General features: G+C 38.3%; 15 protein-coding genes. 9 read left to right on the top strand and 6 right to left on the bottom strand.

Going from position 1 to position 17,148, the window contains the following annotated elements; all coding sequences use genetic code 11:
- Positions 1–139: 139 nt before the first annotated feature.
- Positions 140–2,710 (top strand): penicillin-binding protein 1A, encoded by a 2,571-nt coding sequence (locus tag DS885_RS10240; protein ID WP_441344264.1) that lies wholly within the window; start codon positions 140–142, stop codon positions 2,708–2,710.
- A 115-nt stretch (positions 2,711–2,825) separates the two neighbouring features.
- The gene (nudE, locus tag DS885_RS10235) at positions 2,826–3,377 is read left to right on the top strand and encodes an ADP compounds hydrolase NudE (protein WP_113819334.1); all 552 of its coding nucleotides are present in this window, start codon (positions 2,826–2,828) and stop codon (positions 3,375–3,377) included.
- A gap of 46 nt (positions 3,378–3,423) precedes the next feature.
- On the opposite strand, the gene sthA is transcribed toward nudE, so the two are convergent.
- A complete protein-coding gene (gene sthA, locus DS885_RS10230; RefSeq protein ID WP_113819333.1) occupies positions 3,424–4,854 on the bottom strand; it encodes a Si-specific NAD(P)(+) transhydrogenase in 1,431 nt (476 codons plus the stop codon).
- 215 nt (positions 4,855–5,069) lie between these two features.
- On the opposite strand from sthA, the gene DS885_RS10225 reads away from it, so the two are divergent.
- The 3 genes from DS885_RS10225 to DS885_RS10215 are packed head-to-tail and all read left to right on the top strand — an operon-like array spanning position 5,070 to position 7,018.
- Positions 5,070–5,429, top strand: coding sequence for a YijD family membrane protein (locus tag DS885_RS10225; RefSeq protein WP_113819332.1), 360 nt, complete (start codon positions 5,070–5,072; stop codon positions 5,427–5,429).
- 21 nt (positions 5,430–5,450) lie between these two features.
- Complete coding sequence (locus tag DS885_RS10220; protein ID WP_113819331.1) at positions 5,451–5,909, top strand: methylglyoxal synthase; 459 nt, start codon at positions 5,451–5,453, stop codon at positions 5,907–5,909.
- Between the two features lie 8 nt (positions 5,910–5,917).
- Positions 5,918–7,018: a YcbX family protein gene (locus DS885_RS10215; protein WP_113819330.1), complete on the top strand. Its 1,101-nt coding sequence runs from the start codon at positions 5,918–5,920 to the stop codon at positions 7,016–7,018.
- Positions 7,019–7,061: 43 nt separating this feature from the next.
- Here DS885_RS10215 and miaE read toward each other — a convergent pair whose 3' ends face one another.
- Both miaE and DS885_RS10205 read right to left on the bottom strand, forming a co-directional pair.
- Positions 7,062–7,820 (bottom strand): tRNA isopentenyl-2-thiomethyl-A-37 hydroxylase MiaE, encoded by a 759-nt coding sequence (gene miaE / locus DS885_RS10210; RefSeq protein ID WP_113819329.1) that lies wholly within the window; start codon positions 7,818–7,820, stop codon positions 7,062–7,064.
- On the bottom strand, positions 7,821–11,063 hold the full coding sequence (locus tag DS885_RS10205; protein ID WP_113819328.1) for a DEAD/DEAH box helicase: 3,243 nt from the start codon (positions 11,061–11,063) through the stop codon (positions 7,821–7,823). It lies immediately after the preceding gene.
- A gap of 203 nt (positions 11,064–11,266) precedes the next feature.
- Here DS885_RS10205 and DS885_RS10200 point away from each other — a divergent pair, with 203 nt between their 5' ends.
- The gene (locus tag DS885_RS10200) at positions 11,267–12,145 is read left to right on the top strand and encodes a GGDEF domain-containing protein (RefSeq protein WP_181817755.1); all 879 of its coding nucleotides are present in this window, start codon (positions 11,267–11,269) and stop codon (positions 12,143–12,145) included.
- A 107-nt stretch (positions 12,146–12,252) separates the two neighbouring features.
- On the opposite strand, the gene galE is transcribed toward DS885_RS10200, so the two are convergent.
- Positions 12,253–13,266, bottom strand: a complete 1,014-nt coding sequence (gene galE, locus DS885_RS10195) for a UDP-glucose 4-epimerase GalE (protein WP_113819326.1) — start codon at positions 13,264–13,266, stop codon at positions 12,253–12,255.
- A gap of 83 nt (positions 13,267–13,349) precedes the next feature.
- Positions 13,350–13,757, bottom strand: coding sequence for a ComEA family DNA-binding protein (locus DS885_RS10190; RefSeq protein ID WP_181817754.1), 408 nt, complete (start codon positions 13,755–13,757; stop codon positions 13,350–13,352).
- Positions 13,758–14,191: 434 nt separating this feature from the next.
- Here DS885_RS10190 and glpG point away from each other — a divergent pair, with 434 nt between their 5' ends.
- Positions 14,192–15,028 (top strand): rhomboid family intramembrane serine protease GlpG, encoded by an 837-nt coding sequence (gene glpG / locus DS885_RS10185; protein WP_113819324.1) that lies wholly within the window; start codon positions 14,192–14,194, stop codon positions 15,026–15,028.
- 25 nt (positions 15,029–15,053) lie between these two features.
- On the opposite strand, the gene DS885_RS10180 is transcribed toward glpG, so the two are convergent.
- On the bottom strand, positions 15,054–15,467 hold the full coding sequence (locus DS885_RS10180; RefSeq protein WP_113819323.1) for a flagellar basal body-associated FliL family protein: 414 nt from the start codon (positions 15,465–15,467) through the stop codon (positions 15,054–15,056).
- 221 nt (positions 15,468–15,688) lie between these two features.
- On the opposite strand from DS885_RS10180, the gene DS885_RS10175 reads away from it, so the two are divergent.
- Together DS885_RS10175 and ubiA are read left to right on the top strand one after the other, a co-directional pair.
- On the top strand, positions 15,689–16,246 hold the full coding sequence (locus DS885_RS10175) for a chorismate--pyruvate lyase family protein (RefSeq protein WP_113819322.1): 558 nt from the start codon (positions 15,689–15,691) through the stop codon (positions 16,244–16,246).
- Positions 16,243–17,109, top strand: a complete 867-nt coding sequence (gene ubiA, locus DS885_RS10170) for a 4-hydroxybenzoate octaprenyltransferase (protein ID WP_113819321.1) — start codon at positions 16,243–16,245, stop codon at positions 17,107–17,109. The genes DS885_RS10175 and ubiA overlap by 4 nt, the downstream gene beginning before the upstream one ends.
- Positions 17,110–17,148 lie beyond the last annotated feature (39 nt).

The following is a 17,148-nucleotide window of genomic DNA, read 5'->3' as shown; positions in this document are numbered from 1 at the left end:
AAGTTTAAATTCTAGAACTTCCAAGTCGATAAGTCACAGTTCGCTCTTTAACTCATAATTTATCACTATATACTACATACCTTATATATCGAACATAAAAGTGACTTAGTCACACCACCAATGGAATTATTTAAATATGATGAAATGGCTCAAGAGACTTTTTTTAGTTGCTATTATCTTGACTTTTATTGGCGTAGCCGCGGTATTTGTCATTTATTATCAACTAAAATCTGACTTACCTGACGTAACGAGTATTCAAGATATACCTCTACAAGTGCCAATGAAAGTCCTAAGTAAAGATGGTGAACTCATTTCTCAATTTGGTGAAAAGCGACGTATACCATTATTACGCAAAGAAATTCCAGATCAACTAGTAAATGCATTTATTGCAACAGAAGATAGTCGCTTTTACCAACATGTGGGTATGGACCCTATTGGTATCATGCGTGCAGCAAGTGTTTATATCATGTCAGGAAGTGCCAAACAGGGTGCCAGTACCATTACCCAACAGGTAGCACGAAACTTCTTTTTAACCAACGAAAAGACAATTCTTCGTAAAGTGCGTGAAATATTTATCGCAATACAAATAGAACAAATTCTCACTAAAGACGAAATATTAATGCTGTACTTAAATAAAATTGCATTAGGACATCGTTCTTTTGGTGTTGGTGCAGCAGCACAAGTTTACTTTGGTAAAACTGTTTCAGAATTAACGTTATCGGAAATGGCCGTATTAGCGGGGCTACCAAAAGCACCTTCTCGTTTAAACCCTATCTACTCAGTAGAAAATGCGACTGAACGACGCAATATTGTATTAATGCGTATGTTAGATGAAGGTTATATTTCACAAAAAGAATATGAAGATGCACGTAATGAAGTGGTGTTAAGCCGCTATCATGGTGCAGAAATTACATTATCTGCTCATTATGTGGCAGAAATTGCACGTAATAAGCTGATCGAGCTGTACGGTAAAGAGAGAAGTTATAACGAAGGCTTCAATGTTTACACTACTATTACCAAAGAAGCGCAACAAGCCGCTAAACAAGCAGTCATTGAAAACTCACATGCTTACGATATGCGACATGGTTACCGAGGCCCAACTAAAGTGTTATGGGAAGAAGGTGAAGCAGCTTGGCCTGTAGAGAAGATAGCTAAAACATTAGCCAAAGAAACTAATTTTGGCGGTTTACAACCTGCGGTTGTGGTAGCCGTTAAAGAGAAAAGTATTGAAGTACTGATTAAAGGCCAGGCAGAACAAAAATCCACTATAGAGTGGGATGGACTAAGCTGGGCACGTAAATTTATTACTGATTCAAGACAATCCACACCACCTAAAAAAGCCGCTGACATAGTTAAAGTGGGCGAACAAATTTGGGTGCGTGAAGTAGATGTCAGCAAAGATAATAAAGTAACTCAGCAACTACAGTTATCACAATACCCAGCAGTGAGTTCAGCATTTGTGTCTCTTAACCCGCAGGATGGTGCTATTACATCATTAGTTGGCGGCTATAGTTTTGTGCAAAGTAAATTTAACCGTGCAACTCAAGCTAAGCGTCAAGTAGGCTCTAATATTAAACCCTTCATCTATTCAGCAGCAATAGATAATGGTTACAGCTTAGCGACCCTAGTTAATGACACGCCAATCAATCAATGGAGCGGAAGTGCGGCATGGCGACCAAAAAACTCACCTGCGGTTTATGCCGGACCAATTCGCTTACGCCAAGCATTAGGTCAGTCTAAAAACGTAGTATCAGTGCGTTTAGTCGAAGACTTAGGTTTAACGAAGATTATTGACCAACTTACTAAGTTTGGTTTTAACGAAAACGACATGCCAAGAAGCAACTCGATAGCGCTGGGTTCAGCGTCTATTACGCCAATTGACCTAGCAACAGGTTACGCCATTATTGCCAATGGTGGTTATAAAGTTGAGCCTTATCTGGTTGAGCGTATTGAGGATGCATACGGCACCGTTTTATATCAAGCAGAACCAAAAATCGCTTGTCCACAATGTACTGAAGAGTACCAAGCACAGGCAGAAGCAATTGCAAATAACCCATTAGCAACTAAAACTATTACCGACCACAATGCTGAAGTTTGTGCTATTTCACCTATTGATCAATCACAAATCGCCGAGTCAGCGATTCCACCAGAGACCGCATTTTTAGTACGCGAGCTTTTACGTACTGCTGTATGGGGTGGAGGTAATAGAAAAAATAATACCAACTGGAATGGCACAGGTTGGCGAGCTGCACGTGGAATCGGCAGACAAGATATGGGTGGTAAAACAGGGACAACCAATGACTCAAAAGATGCTTGGTTCTCTGGCTTTGTAGGCAATATGGTGGCCACTTCTTGGGTAGGATTTGATGATTACAATCGTGATTTAGGGCGCGCTGCTTATAATAATAATCTAGGTAAAAATCAAACTGCAGGTGGTGAATTCGGGGGTAAAACAGCGTTACCAGCTTGGAATATGTTCATGAGCAAAGTAATGAAAAATAAACCTGAGTATCAACCTGAACGGCCAGCATCAATCACCACAGTACGCATTGATGCTGCAACAGGTTTGTTATCTACGGCGACGGATGAATCGACTATGTTTGAATTCTTCCGAGAAGATAATGTCCCGACTGACTATGTGCCTGAGCCAATTTATAGTGGATCAAGCAACCAATCTGGTGGCACTATCTATGACGATGAGCTTTTTTAAATAAACGCTACCATCACCAAAGCCCGTTATTAAAGACGAGGCTTTGGTAATAAGAGATTAAATACAGGCTTTCAAAAAACAGCGCTTTATTCACCAATCACACTATGAGGCAACTATGAGTAATACATCACCAACCTTACCCACAATACTAAATAAAAGTGTTGCCGCTTGTAGTCGATTTTTTAAAATTGAAACCTTACAACTGAAATTTAGTAATGGCGAAGAACGTGAATTTGAGCGTATGAAAAGCAGTACACAAGGTGCTGTATTAGTTGTTCCATTTTATGACGATGAAACCATTCTATTAATTCGCGAATATGCTGCGGGCACCCATAGTTATGAGTTAGGTTTTCCAAAAGGTCTTATTGACCCAGGTGAAACTCCGATACAAGCAGCAAATAGAGAACTCAAAGAAGAAGTAGGCTTTGGTGCTAAAGATTTCACAGAACTCAGAAAAGTAGTAATGGCACCAAGTTACTTTAGCAGTGAAATGACCTTATTTATGGCTAAGGATTTATATCCAGAACGTTTGATAGGTGACGAGCCTGAACCATTAGAAGTGATTAAATGGCCAATCAGCAAAGTAGATGAGTTATTAAACAGAGATGATTTTCAAGAAGCACGCTGTATTAGCGCTTTATTATGGGTGATGAAAAATTATCGCTAAGAGTCAATAAGACCAATGGGCAGTTATCAACTGCCCATTATCATATTTAAAATAAACGATTTAAACCATTCAACGCAGCAACTCGATACGCTTCAGCCATTGTTGGGTAATTGAATGTAGTACGCACAAAGTATTCAATGGTATTACCTTCGCCCTCTTGCTCCATAATGGCCTGTCCAATATGAATAATTTCAGCCGCTCTTTCACCAAAACAATGGATGCCTAAAATCTCTTTCGTTTCTCGATGGAATAAGATCTTCAAACTACCCACATCAGAGCCAAGAATTTGTGAACGGGCTAAATCTTTAAATTGCGCTCGTCCAACTTCATAAGGCACTTTTTGTTGCGTTAGCATTTGTTCAGTTTTACCCACAGAACTAATCTCTGGAATGGTATAAATACCTGTAGGAATATCTTTAATCAGCTTTTTATTACCTTCACGAGTAATAATTAGGTTTGCAGCGATACGCCCTTGATCATAGGCTGCACTCGCTAAGCTAGGATAACCAATAACATCACCAACAGCATAAATGTTATCCACAGCCGTTTGATAGTGTTCATTAATGGACAATTGACCACGGCTATCAGGTTTCAAGCCAACCGCTTCAAGATTTAGCAAATCTGTATTACCTGTTCGCCCATTGGCATACAATAAACAATCAGCCTTCATCTTTTTACCGGACTGAAAGTGGATAACCACACCTTCCGCGGTAGACTCTACTTTTTTGTATTCTTCGTCATGACGAAGAATGATCCCGGAGTTTCTAAAGTGATAAGACAAGGCATCGGACATTTCTGCATCCAAAAATGACAACAGTCTATCTCGCGTATTAATTAAGTCGGTTTTAACACTTAAACCTCTAAAAATAGAAGCATACTCACAGCCGATCACCCCTGCACCATAAATCACGATATTCTTAGGCTGATAGTCCAATGACAAAATAGTATCGCTGTCATAAATATTTGCAGCTTTAAAGTTAATATCTTGCGGATGATAAGGGCGAGAGCCAGTGGCAATAATAATATCCTTCCCTGTAATCACTTCCACGGAACCATCCGGATTTTTCACCTTAATAGAATGATTATCCACAAAAGAGGCTTCACCAAAATGTAATGTACAGTTATTACGATTGTAAAAACTACTGCGCATTTTTACTTGTTCACCGATCACTTGTTGTGTGTGATGTAATACATCAGCAAATGTAAAAGCATGTTTTTGTGGGTAATTATTAGTGAATAACGCATTATTTTTTAACTCGATTAATTGCGTCACACTATGTCGTAATGCTTTCGAAGGTATAGTTCCCCAATGCGTACAGCCGCCACCAATATCTCTGTACTTCTCAACCACTGCGACGCGTTTACCTGCTTTTGCCAGCTTCATTGCCGAACCTTCACCACCAGGACCAGTACCAATCACAATGGCATCATAATCATAATTTACAGTAGCGGCTTTTGGACTTTTTGGTGTCGACATTAGATACCCTCATATAGGAAATAAACTTTATATTAACAATTTGATAGCATTTGTCACACATTCTTACAACAAATAACGAGTTCAGTAAATTTATCACAAAGCAAAATTACAGAACTAATGCTAAGCTCTCACCATTGTTATAAAAAACAAGAAATAGGCATGGCTTCATGCTATTTTTTATATTCCAAATAGCCAACCCCCTAGGAGTGAATAAGATGCAAGAAAGCAACATATCTATAAAATGGTTAATTTATGCGTTTTTAATAGGTTTATCAGCTAATGCGTGCTTTTCTATTTTAACAATTTCACAAGTTACCTTTTCTCTTTTCCCATTTTTTACCCTATTTTTCGCTATTACTCATTTTTATCGTTTATATATTAATGAAGCGAACAATGAAGTGACTATTCGTCCTGCTTGGGCAGCCTTTTTTATTGGTATTTTCTCATATGCGGCTTTCACCGGTGCGTTATACCCAGAGCTAGGATCTAACTTCTTATCCATCACTATTTCGCTGATCCTCGCTATTTGGTTAATGTACAAACTGATGTTTGGTGATAAGCACTACTCTGCTTAATTTTTTATAAAAGGTAATTCCATGGAATACATTACGCGTGATTTAGCGCCATCAAAAAAGATAGCGCTAGTTGCACACGATCATATGAAAGATTTGCTCATCAGCTGGGCAGATAAACGCAAGCAACAATTAGAAACACATCAGCTTTTTGCCACTGGTACAACGGGCGTTTTGTTACAAAAGCAAACCAAGCTACCAATAGAATGCTTACTGTCAGGACCAATGGGTGGCGACCAACAGTTAGGCGCTAAAATCGCTGAAGGGCAATTGGATCTCCTGATCTTTTTTTGGGACCCAATGAACGCAGTACCACACGATACCGATGTAAAAGCATTATTGCGCTTAGCAGCAGTATGGAACATTCCCATTGCGACTAATATCGCGACTGCAGATTTCATTATGGATTCATTTCATATTAATAAAGTCTATGCCACTCGTATTCCTGATTATGCGGGCTATTTACTTGAACGAACCAAATAAGGATAAGTGTGCAAAGTTTAACTGACCTTTATATTTACCCAATAAAGTCAACAAAGGGCATTCAATTACGTCAGACCTTTGTTGAAGAAAAGGGGTTAACTAACGATAGACGCTTTATGTTAGTGGATCTCAATGGTAAGTTTATCACTGGACGAACCCACCCACAATTAACTCAAATCAGCATTGAGTTTTCGAAAAAAGGCTTATTGGTAAGTGCACCTAAGCAAACCAGCATCTATATCCAAACGGAAAATTTCACAGAGCAGATGCAAACAGTGGAAGTCTGGGCGGATAATATGCAAGCTCAACATTGCCATCCTGATTATGATAAGTGGTTCTCTAACTATTTAAAACAAGATTGCCAACTGGTTTATTTTTCAGAAAGTACCTCTCGTTGCGTTAAAAATCGCAGTACACAGGTCTCCTTTGCCGATGGTTATCCACTACTCTTAATTAATCAAAACTCTATTGATGAGCTTAATACTCACCTACAGAATCCGGTAACAGCACTACATTTTCGCCCTAATTTAATTATGAAAGGCGATCAGCCATTTATCGAAGATACTTGGGCGCGTATTAAAATTGGCGAAGTCGAATTTGAGATCAGTAAACCCTGTTCGCGTTGTAACTTTACTAATGTTGATCCTTTAACTGGAGTTCCTGATTTAGAGCAGCCACTTAAAACCCTCTCTGAATATCGATTTCATCAAGGCAATATTGACTTTGGGCAAAACTTAATCCCGTTAAATGAAGGTACTATTCGCTCAGGAGATACTATCCAAGTATTGGAAACACAAACTCCGCCAACTTACACCTCAATGCTAGGTGAGAAAAAACTCAGCCATAAAACGATTAAGATACACTTTGAAAAATCAGAGGTGAGTATCGACGGTAATGACCAAGGGTTATTATTAGATCAAGCTGAGGCGGCAGGAATTAATATCCCTTACTCTTGTCGTGGTGGTAAATGCGGACGCTGTAAAACTAAGCTATTATCCGGCGAAGTGAATGTATTAAGTAACCAAGGTTTGTTTAAGGAAGATATAGAGGCAGGTTATGTGCTTGCTTGTAGTTGTATTCCTACTACAGATATTAGTGTCAAGCACTAACTTGTAACGGCTGTGATATAGATTACAGCCGTTTATTAAACAATTAGATTGGGCATCCACTGTGAAATTTAAAATCTGCATCAGGTTCACTGATCAAGCGACCTTCTAATTCACCAAAATAAGCAACACGCTGACTAATATCTTGCCCTGCTATCTGCTCTGCCAAGCTTAAATAATCCTGATAATGCCTTGCTTCTGAACGTAACAATGACACATAGAACTTATTCAATACTGGATCTAAATGTGGTGCTATTTTAGCAAATCGCTCACAGGATCTTGCTTCAATATACGCACTACAAATCAGTTTATCGATTAAGGTATTTGGTTCATGAGTGGTGACATGGCTTAATAACTCTTTGGCATAACGGCTAGAACCAACAAAATCAAACTGGATATCACGTGCTTGCATAATCTCCACGACTTGATAAAAGTGATGTAGTTCCTCTTTAATTAACAGAATCATCTTATCAATTAAGTCTTGCCCGTAAGCTGTACCTTGTTTTGCCACAATTTTCTTAGACAGATTGCTATTAGCTAATGCTTTCCAATCCCCCTGATTGCGATAAACATAATCATTATAAGGCGTTAACCAAGCCATTAACGCAGCACCGCTCTCTTTGTCAACAGCATAGCGGCGAATTAATAACATAGCCGTCTGTGCAGCTTTTAACTCACAAATCATGTGGTCAACTAATAAAGCGCTCTGATTCTCCTCAAGCTTGGCTTTATCTATCCAAGCTTGAGGTGTTTCAACATATAAAAATGCATTAATCGGTGCTAATAAAGCCTCATCAATTTGCATTTAATAACGCTCAAACAGTTTCAATAATGCATCACTATTGTCTGGTGCAAAGTTCTCTTCTTGCTCTTTACCGTACACACTATCGGCTAGTTTTTGCTTACGTGATTGTAATGCTAATACACGTTCTTCAACGGTTTGCTCACAAATCAATTTATACACAAATACCGGTTTGTCCTGTCCAATACGATACGCTCGGTCAGTCGCTTGATTTTCTACCGCAGGGTTCCACCATGGGTCATAATGGATCACTGTATCTGCAGCAGTTAAGTTCAAACCAACACCACCCGCTTTCAATGAGATTAGGAATACAGGTACATCGCCCGCTTGGAACTTCTCAATAACTTCACTACGGTTACGTGTTTGTCCGGTCAATTTAACAAAATCAATGCCCGCTTCCTGAAGCGCATCACCAATCAAGCCGAGCATTTGTGCAAATTGAGAGAAGATCAGGATACGACGCCCTTCCTCCACCATTTCCGGTAACAACTCCATTAAGAAATCTAATTTCGCAGAGCTCTTAATATCCTTCGCATGCTCTAACTTCACTAAACGAGGATCACAACAAGCTTGGCGTAATTTTAATAGCGCATCTAAGAACTCAATGCGACTTCTTGCCATGCCTTTTTCACGTAATAGGTCACGAACTTTAGCCTCCATGGTAATACGGATGCTTTCGTACAAAGTACGCTGGTCATTTTGCAGACCAATGGTATGAATAATTTCAGTTTTTGCAGGTAACTCTTTAGCCACATCATCTTTAGTACGACGCAGTAAAAACGGTTTAGTTTTTTGAATTAACCATTGCTGGATCTGATGATTTCCTTCGCCTTCAATGCCTTTACGATAAACACGGTTAAAGGTGCTGTATGAACCTAAGAAACCAGGCATTAAGAAGTCAAATAGAGACCATAGTTCTCCTAGGTGATTTTCCATCGGTGTACCGGTCAAACATAAACGTTGTTTAGCATCAATTAACTTAATGCTTTTCGTCATTTTCGCTAAAGGATTTTTGATAGTTTGTGCTTCATCTAAAATCAAATCCGAAAATGAATAATCAGTAAACTCTTTAAAATCACGTGCAATCAGTGGATAAGTGGTGATCACTAAATCATAGTCATTGATCTCTTTAAAGAACTGATGACGGCTTACACCGTGTAACACTAATACTTTAAGATCCGGTGTAAACTTGATTGCTTCATTCAACCAGTTGCCCACTAAAGACGTTGGACAAATAACCATTGCCGGTTGTGTTAATAATTGATGCTGTTTTTTGTACAACAGGTAAGCCAATGTTTGTACTGTTTTACCTAAACCCATGTCATCGGCAAGTACCCCAGAGAACCCATATTCATTTAAGAACATTAACCAGTTTAGGCCCTCTTTTTGATAGTCACGAAGGTCTGCCGCTAGTCCATTTGGAGCATCAATATCCTGAATACCGCTAAAGTTAGCGAGTTTTTCAGCTAATGCCTGGACATGTTCACCACCAATCCAACGGTTAATTTCAGGTAACTGTGCTAATAAAGCAGCTTGGTTTTGTGGTAAGTTGATTTTACTTTCATTGACTTCACCTAACTCTTGTAAGATAGATAAGATAGGTTGAATCGACTCGCGTTTAACACGTAATGGACGACCATTGCCTTGCGCTAAGAGAATATCGTAACTGTTTTGTTGCCAATCTTCATTGCTTCGCAGCCATTCTAATAATAACGGTAATAACTCAATACGTTTGCCATCAACTTCAATCGACACACCGAGATCAAACCAGTTGCCTTTTTCGTCGATATCAATATCAATGCTATCTACCTGCTGACTTTGTAATGCTAAATCTTTAGCAATATCAAACTGCCAACCTAATACTTCTAAGCGTGCTTTATGTGCAGTTAATAAGGACAACCACTGGAACTCTTGAGTGCCACCAAGCTCAGGCGGTAAAATACCTTGTAAGTCTTTAGTGACCTTGTATTTAGGGTCATACATATGCACATCAAGTAAACAAAGGTCATTAAATTCATTGAGAGCAGCCAATTCTGCTTCGATATTACGCTCAATGCTAACAATTTGCCCTTTATGCATATATTGATTGCGTTGTTTATCTTCCAAAATGCTTGGTGTTAATACCAACTCACCATATTTGAAGTATAAACGCCCTAGGAATAACGGCTGACTTTTGATGGTTTGTACGTCTAACTTAAAGATAACTTGTAACTGCTCATCAATTTTCTGAATATCATAGTGCTGTGGATTAGGTAAAATATCCTGTGCAAACCCTAATGAGACTTCTTGTGTAAAGTGAGCACATTGCTCAGCGCCTAGTGGTGGTGTTTGCAATAAAGACAGTAACCAATCTCTGTTAAACTCAGTGCCTATTTTACCTACTTGATGGTGTGTTAAATCATAAAAATAGGGAGTCGGTGTTGGGATCAGTAACCAATCATGACAATCAGCTAGGTTAACACTTAACTGCTTAAGTTCTTCTTCTGTATCTTGCCAATCTAAGGATAAAGCGCGGGTTTCAGCTGGTGTGATTTTTTGATCTAATGTTTCCCAGAAACAGCGTCCCGTTGCTAAGATTTTTTGCAACGCTAACAGGTCCAATTCCGTTTTTATGTAGGTCTTTCCTAACTTAGCGGCACGCCCTTCTTTAGTGAGTAATAGACGTAAAATTTCAACATCAACGTCTTCTACCCATTTAAAACTTTCCATCCAGCTTTCATTGTCAGCGACAGATACTAAATCTTTTTCACTGAACACATGGGTATTTTCACTTTTTAGAAAACGTACCGTACCGTATTCCACTTTAATGTAACGATGTTCATGGTTTAGTACTTTTTTATCAAATGAGAAACGGAAATGCCCCTGATAAGCAGAAGCTCTTACTTTTTCAGGCACAGCAGCTTTACCACTGAGCATTTCATACCAGGCTTGGTAACTGTTTTCGACGTTATAATCAGGTGTATCGGCTTGGTAAGCTAATAATAATGCAACGGCATGCTTACAGTTCCAGCCAACTTTACAAGAACATGTACTGTGGATAATAAGCCCGCCTTTGTTAGAAGGCTTAATGGATGCTTTAGTCTTATAGGGAGTTTCACTACTTCCTCTAACTAGTCCAACCAGTGAGTTAGTTGATTCATCGTAGTCGCAAGCTAGTACACGACTTTCTTTAAAATACTGGGTACCTCGGTCAATAATGTTACGACCAAAACTTGTTGAAATATCTTGCTGAGTCACTTTAGGCATCGGAAAAAACCATCTAAAAAACGGATCCTTAATGATAGAGAGATAGTTCACAGAAATAAAGCATTAATCACAAAATTCAAATATCAGATATTAAACAGGTTCATTTATTTACTAAAAAATCCAATTATAGTAACTTGTCTAAAATATTTATTTATAATCAACATAAACTAATTTGATTATCATTTACAATAGAGAAACAGCCATTGTTCAAAAAAAGTACACTGCACTCATTCTACTATTTTGTTCTTGCTTATGTCGTACTACAAGCTTGGTTGTTTCCTATTGTTTATCATATCAAGCTCTATAACTTTTTCTTTCACTCTATTATCTCTATCACACTATTCTTCTTATTAATTAATCTTAATAGAGTGAAAAACAATCCAGTCGTTCATAAATTATTAGTAAGTGGTTTCTTCTTTCTATTCACTGCAGCGTTTACCAGTACCCTCAATGAAATTTTCGTACAGCCTTGGTTATTAGCCGTACTGTTCAAAGATATCGGCCAGTTATTTGGCTTTATTCTTGTTTCCTATGCTATCCATCGTTGGGTAACGCAAAATAGTGATCACTCGGTAAAATTAAAGCAGTTATCGGAAAAGGATGAATTAACCGAAGTGTATACACGTCGACACTTTAATAACCTACTATCTGACAAACTACTTAATCAGCCTATGCAAAAAGGCTCATTCTCAATCCTATTAATTAATATAGATAACTTTAAACAGATTAATGAATCTTATACACAAGCGGCAGGTGATGTAGTCTTAAAACGGCTCGCCTACAAGTTAAAAGATTGTATTCGCAAAACCGACCTAATTGCCCGTTGGGAAGGGGAAGAGTTCATTATTTTACTCAATAACAGTAACGATAAAGTAGCTCAACAAGTCGCAGAAGTGATCAGGAAAAGTACTGAATTGCTGTGTGTGCAGTATGAGGATGAACTTATTAATATTACGGTGAGCATCGGAGCAGTAACTTATCGTAATGAGTTAAAAAGCAGTAAATTGGTCAATTATGCAGAGCAGGGATTATTTCAGGCAAAAAGTGCAGGTAAAAATAGAGTACAGCTATACGCGCCTTAACTGTCAATCGTCGATTGGTTGTTGAAACAGTTACTCTAGAAAAACCAGAGTAACTGTAACTAACATCAAATAATTAACAATGCTGTTATTTTTATCGAGTATTAAGGCTATTTATAACCACCCGGATTCGCTGACTGCCAACGCCATGTATCTTGCATCATGGCATCTAAATCACGTTCAGCTTGCCAACCAAGCTCCGCCAGTGCCTTTTCAGGTGCGGCGTAACAGGCTGCAATATCCCCTTCTCTTCGTGGAGAGACTTGATAAGGAATCGCTTTACCGCTTGCCGCTTCAAATGCCTTTACCATATCCAACACTGAATAACCGTTACCAGTGCCTAGGTTATAAATAAATACACCGGTTTCACTGGCAATTCGAGTTAATGCTTTTAAGTGACCAATCGCTAAGTCCACAACGTGGATATAATCACGTACCCCTGTGCCATCAGGTGTATCATAATCATCACCAAACACAGCTAACTGAGTTAATTTCCCTACGCCAACTTGCGCAATATAGGGCAATAAGTTATTTGGAATACCATTAGGATCTTCCCCAATCAAACCAGACAAATGCGCCCCAACCGGATTGAAGTAACGTAAAATAACAAAAGCCCAACGTGGATCTGATTTAGCAACATCTGCCAATACCATTTCCACCATTAATTTAGACGTACCATAAGGGTTTGTGGTGCCACCAACCGGGAAGTCTTCACGAATAGGCAAGCTTGCAGGATCGCCATAAACCGTTGCTGAAGAGCTAAATACAAGTTTAAATACACCCGCATCTTTCATTGCATCTAATAGTGTCAGAGTACCTTGCACATTGTTTTGATAATAAGAAACAGGTTTAGCGACCGACTCACCTACCGCTTTTAGACCAGCAAAATGAATAACACAATCAATCTCATGCTCAGCAAAGACATCATCTAAAAAGGCTTTATTTAAAATATCACCTTGATGAAATATAGGTGCTTTACCAGTGATTTTTTCTACTCGGTTTAAAGACTCTAATGAAGCGTTCACCAGATTATCAACAATAATAACCTGTTGCCCTTCATTTAATAGTTCCACAACCGTATGAGAACCAATATAACCTGCACCACCTGTCACTAAAATCGCCATTATTATTTCCTAATAAAAAATTAAGTAGCTAAAACAAAAAAACCACTAAGAATAGTGGTTTTCCAAAATACCTTTAAAGCAAATTATAGGCTTAAGTAAGGTAATATTTTAGTTAGTGTTGAACTACCAATACCACTGATGTTAGTTAAATCAGCCAGGTCAGTGAAATCACCGTATTTTTCACGGTATTCAACAATTTTAGTTGCGATTGATGTACCAATACCTGAAATAGACGTTAGATCTGAGATAGAAGCAGTATTAATATCAATTTTTGAACTATCAGCACTTGAGCTAACAGAACTTACTGATTCTTCTGCGCTAGTTTTTGCAGCACTTACTTTATCTTCAGCACTAGTAGTCGCAGAGCTTACTTTTTCAAGACTTGAAGTAGCAATACTACCGAAATCAGCAGCAAACGCAGCCTGAAAACTAGTGGGTACTAAAAACAGAGAAGCAGCCAATGCTAAAGTACGAGCAGATTTAATATTCATATTATTTTCCTTGTTATTATAATGTGTCACTTCCATACAATTTATATCATTTTAAATCAATAAACCATAAAGCGCCAATAGTCTACATAGTTATAACTTTCATATACCTACATAGTATTACACTGGTTAATCCTGCCGGTTTTATATCCGACGCGATACCATCTGATATCAATCATATTAGATGAATCAGTGTACCGATCTAAACGATCTATTTATTCACCAAGCTAGCCGAGAAGTGAAACTTCTCTCGCGAATGCCTTTGTGAACCTATTTTGTTTAAGTACAATTTAATTCACACTGTACAACTATCAGACAGATCTAATTAAATTAGTTCAATAGGACAAAAAAGCAAGCAACCTCATTATTATTAATACAGCTTCATCAAGATATTGTTTGCTACACTGACTGAATAAAAAGCATTTATAGGAAACGTTATGACCCGATTACATCGTTTTGAGCATCTACGTTTAGCTCAAGCCTTTTCCGATTACTTAACCGGCCAAAAAGTAAAAAACAGTATTGAGCATTCTGAATTTAGCTATGAAATTGTGCTTGATGATGAGCGGCAACTACCTATCGCAGAACAAGCGTTAACCGAGTTTTTAGCCAATCCAACACAAAGTAAATACCTCTCTGCAAGCTGGGAGTCAGGCAATACTAACAGTGCCCCAGAACAACTTTCTTATGCCAATACCGACCTATTCAGTAATTTTAAACAGCACGCGGGCATACTTACACATAGCCTGTTTATTGTTTGCTGTGTTATTTATGGATTAATTGCATTCGGTGTATTTAATCCATTAAATTCATTTTTAGCCTTTTATCAACAACAGCCTTTTGATTACCTACAAAGCTGGCGATTTATTACGCCTGCTCTATTACACTTTAGCTTATTACATATAGTGTTTAATCTACTCTGGTGGTGGCAACTGGGCGGCATCGTTGAAAAACAACATGGTAAACAACGTCTTTTACTGTTGTTTTTATTTTCGGCGATCGCATCAAACCTTGCACAGTTCTTTGTCGTCGGCCCGTATTTTGGAGGATTAAGTGGTGTAGTTTATGCATTGATTGGCTACTGTTGGTTGTTTGGACAACTTGATAAAAGCAGCAGAGTACAACTACCTAATGGTATGTTTGTTATTCTGTTAGGCTGGTTGGTCCTTGGGTTTATTGATATTTTACCCGCTAACCTTGCCAATTATGCGCATCTAGTAGGGTTGTTAGCGGGTTTACTGTTAGCTTTGGTGTGCCACAAGCTGAAGTTATGACACTGATGACTGGCGATTTAAAAGATTATTGTTCTAGGTATTTAGTGAACAACAGATCTTCTACAGGGCGATCGCCTGTGATCTCAAAAATGGCATCATTAACAGCATTTAAACAGCTTAATCTAATCCCTTGGCGTTCACTGACAGAACGGATTTTTTCTTCACTTTGTTCACCTAATACTGTGATAATACGATCTCGAATCAGTGGTTCATGTAGCTCTACTTCTTCTAATGCTTTGTTTGATTTAACCATCAGGTCGATACCCACTCGGATGTAACCTAACTTCTTACCTGGTTTAATGTAGTTGGTTATAATGTCAGGCTCTAACTCAAAATATTGATAACTCGATGATATAGGAGCACCTTCTTCAGCAGCCACCAAGTAAGCTGGAGACCATAACTGCAAACATAAAACACAAAACACGACTTTCTTAAACATCACTCATTCCCACAAAACTTAAACATTCTTTTGATGCGTATGATAGCAGTCACTGGCAAATATTGTGGATAAAAAAGTAGCAATATCAAAAAATATTCCCAATTACTGCCCGCGCCCTTTACAATCAATCATAATTTTTATTAAGTGCCATTAATAAACTCAACCAGATGGGTATAATCTGCAGCTTAAAGTGACAGATACTATTTATATAAAAGGCTTATATGCTCAACCAATTACTTAATATCGCCTCTTCAGCCTCATGGCAAGAAGCTAGCTATGTCCCTGATTGCTCAGAGCCTATTCTTGCGTGGTTACTAGATGAAAGTTCATTAACGAAGAAGCTTGAGCAACATTGTCGCCACTTTCATGTCGAAGTACGCCAACAGGTTACCACCTCAACAGAGCAAACGCCTCTCTCCACTTATTTTACAGATGCCCAGCAGGTATTAGTACGTGAGGTGTTTTTGCATTGTGACCACACAGCACATGTTTTTGCACAAACTGAAATTCCCGAACAAACTTTATCTGATGAACAGCAGAATCTGGCAGAAATTGGCAGTGAATCGCTTGGCCGTTTACTCTTTCAAAATTCGTCATTAGTTCGTGGAAAAATAGAGATAGCAGAATTTAAGCCAGGCTCTTTGATACATCAGTTATGCCAAACACTCTCACAGCATTGTGAGCATTCACTTTGGGCAAGACGGTCACTTTTTTATATAGAAAACAAACCCTTACTAGTTAGTGAAGTATTTCTACCTGCATCGGATATTTACCAATGATCTCATATTTCACCGCCACTAAACGCCAAGCTTTCTTAGATTTAATGCGTACTGATAAACCTATCGGTACCTTATTATTACTATGGCCAACCCTATGGGCTTTATGGGTAGCCGCAGCAGGCTTACCTAATTTAGGCACATTGCTCGTATTTTGTATCGGTGTATTTGTAATGCGTAGCGCAGGTTGTGTAATTAATGATTTTGCAGATCGTAAACTGGATGGTTTTGTAGAACGCACTAAAAATCGTCCGTTACCTTCAGGAAGAGCCACTAGCAAAGAAGCCGTTATACTGTTTTTAACATTAGCATTATTCGCTTTCCTATTGGTACTCACGCAAAATACGTTAACTATTCAACTGTCATTAATCGGTCTGCTATTAGCCTTTATTTACCCTTTTATGAAACGCTTTACCAATTTGCCACAAGTTTTCTTAGGGTTAGCTTTTAGTTGGTCTATTCCGATGGCCTATGCTGCACAAGCCAACCAATTAGATTCTGTTATTTGGCTACTCTTTATCGCGAACCTGACTTGGACTGTGGCCTACGACACCATGTATGGCATGGTAGATAAAGAGGATGATTTAAAAATAGGGGTTAAATCGACAGCGATCTTATTTGGTAAGTTAGATAAAGTAATTATCGCGAGTTTACAACTGATCACGCTAGGGATTTTGTTAAGTGTGGGTATCTTAAAAGAGCTAAATAGCTTTTATTACATCGCTTTAGTCATTGTCAGTGGTTTGTTTATCCACCAGCAATACAGCATTAGAGACAGACAAAGAGCAAATTGCTTTAAAGCATTTTTAGATAATAACTATGTGGGATTAATTATTTTTGTCGGTCTATTTCTGGCTTATCTTTAATTTTTCGACCAAAATTCGCTTTTAATACCAATTGTATTA

This window comes from Psychromonas sp. B3M02, from assembly GCF_003318165.1.
In the GTDB taxonomy this organism is placed as follows: Bacteria; Pseudomonadota; Gammaproteobacteria; order Enterobacterales; family Psychromonadaceae; genus Psychromonas.
The sequence above is the reverse complement of the archived record's forward strand: the minus strand, read 5'-3'. Positions and strand labels throughout refer to the sequence as shown.

Bases quoted from the DNA above. Each gene is read 5' to 3' on its own strand.
- DS885_RS10240 (WP_441344264.1), top strand. From the start codon at position 140: ATGAAATGGCTCAAGAGACTTTTTTTAGTTGCTATTATCTTGACTTTT.
- nudE (WP_113819334.1), top strand. From the start codon at position 2,826: ATGAGTAATACATCACCAACCTTACCCACAATACTAAATAAAAGTGTT.
- sthA (WP_113819333.1), bottom strand. From the start codon at position 4,854: ATGTCGACACCAAAAAGTCCAAAAGCCGCTACTGTAAATTATGATTAT.
- DS885_RS10225 (WP_113819332.1), top strand. From the start codon at position 5,070: ATGCAAGAAAGCAACATATCTATAAAATGGTTAATTTATGCGTTTTTA.
- DS885_RS10220 (WP_113819331.1), top strand. From the start codon at position 5,451: ATGGAATACATTACGCGTGATTTAGCGCCATCAAAAAAGATAGCGCTA.
- miaE (WP_113819329.1), bottom strand. From the start codon at position 7,820: ATGCAAATTGATGAGGCTTTATTAGCACCGATTAATGCATTTTTATAT.
- DS885_RS10205 (WP_113819328.1), bottom strand. From the start codon at position 11,063: ATGCCTAAAGTGACTCAGCAAGATATTTCAACAAGTTTTGGTCGTAAC.
- galE (WP_113819326.1), bottom strand. From the start codon at position 13,266: ATGGCGATTTTAGTGACAGGTGGTGCAGGTTATATTGGTTCTCATACG.
- DS885_RS10190 (WP_181817754.1), bottom strand. From the start codon at position 13,757: ATGAATATTAAATCTGCTCGTACTTTAGCATTGGCTGCTTCTCTGTTT.
- glpG (WP_113819324.1), top strand. From the start codon at position 14,192: ATGACCCGATTACATCGTTTTGAGCATCTACGTTTAGCTCAAGCCTTT.
- DS885_RS10180 (WP_113819323.1), bottom strand. From the start codon at position 15,467: ATGTTTAAGAAAGTCGTGTTTTGTGTTTTATGTTTGCAGTTATGGTCT.
- DS885_RS10175 (WP_113819322.1), top strand. From the start codon at position 15,689: ATGCTCAACCAATTACTTAATATCGCCTCTTCAGCCTCATGGCAAGAA.
- ubiA (WP_113819321.1), top strand. From the start codon at position 16,243: ATGATCTCATATTTCACCGCCACTAAACGCCAAGCTTTCTTAGATTTA.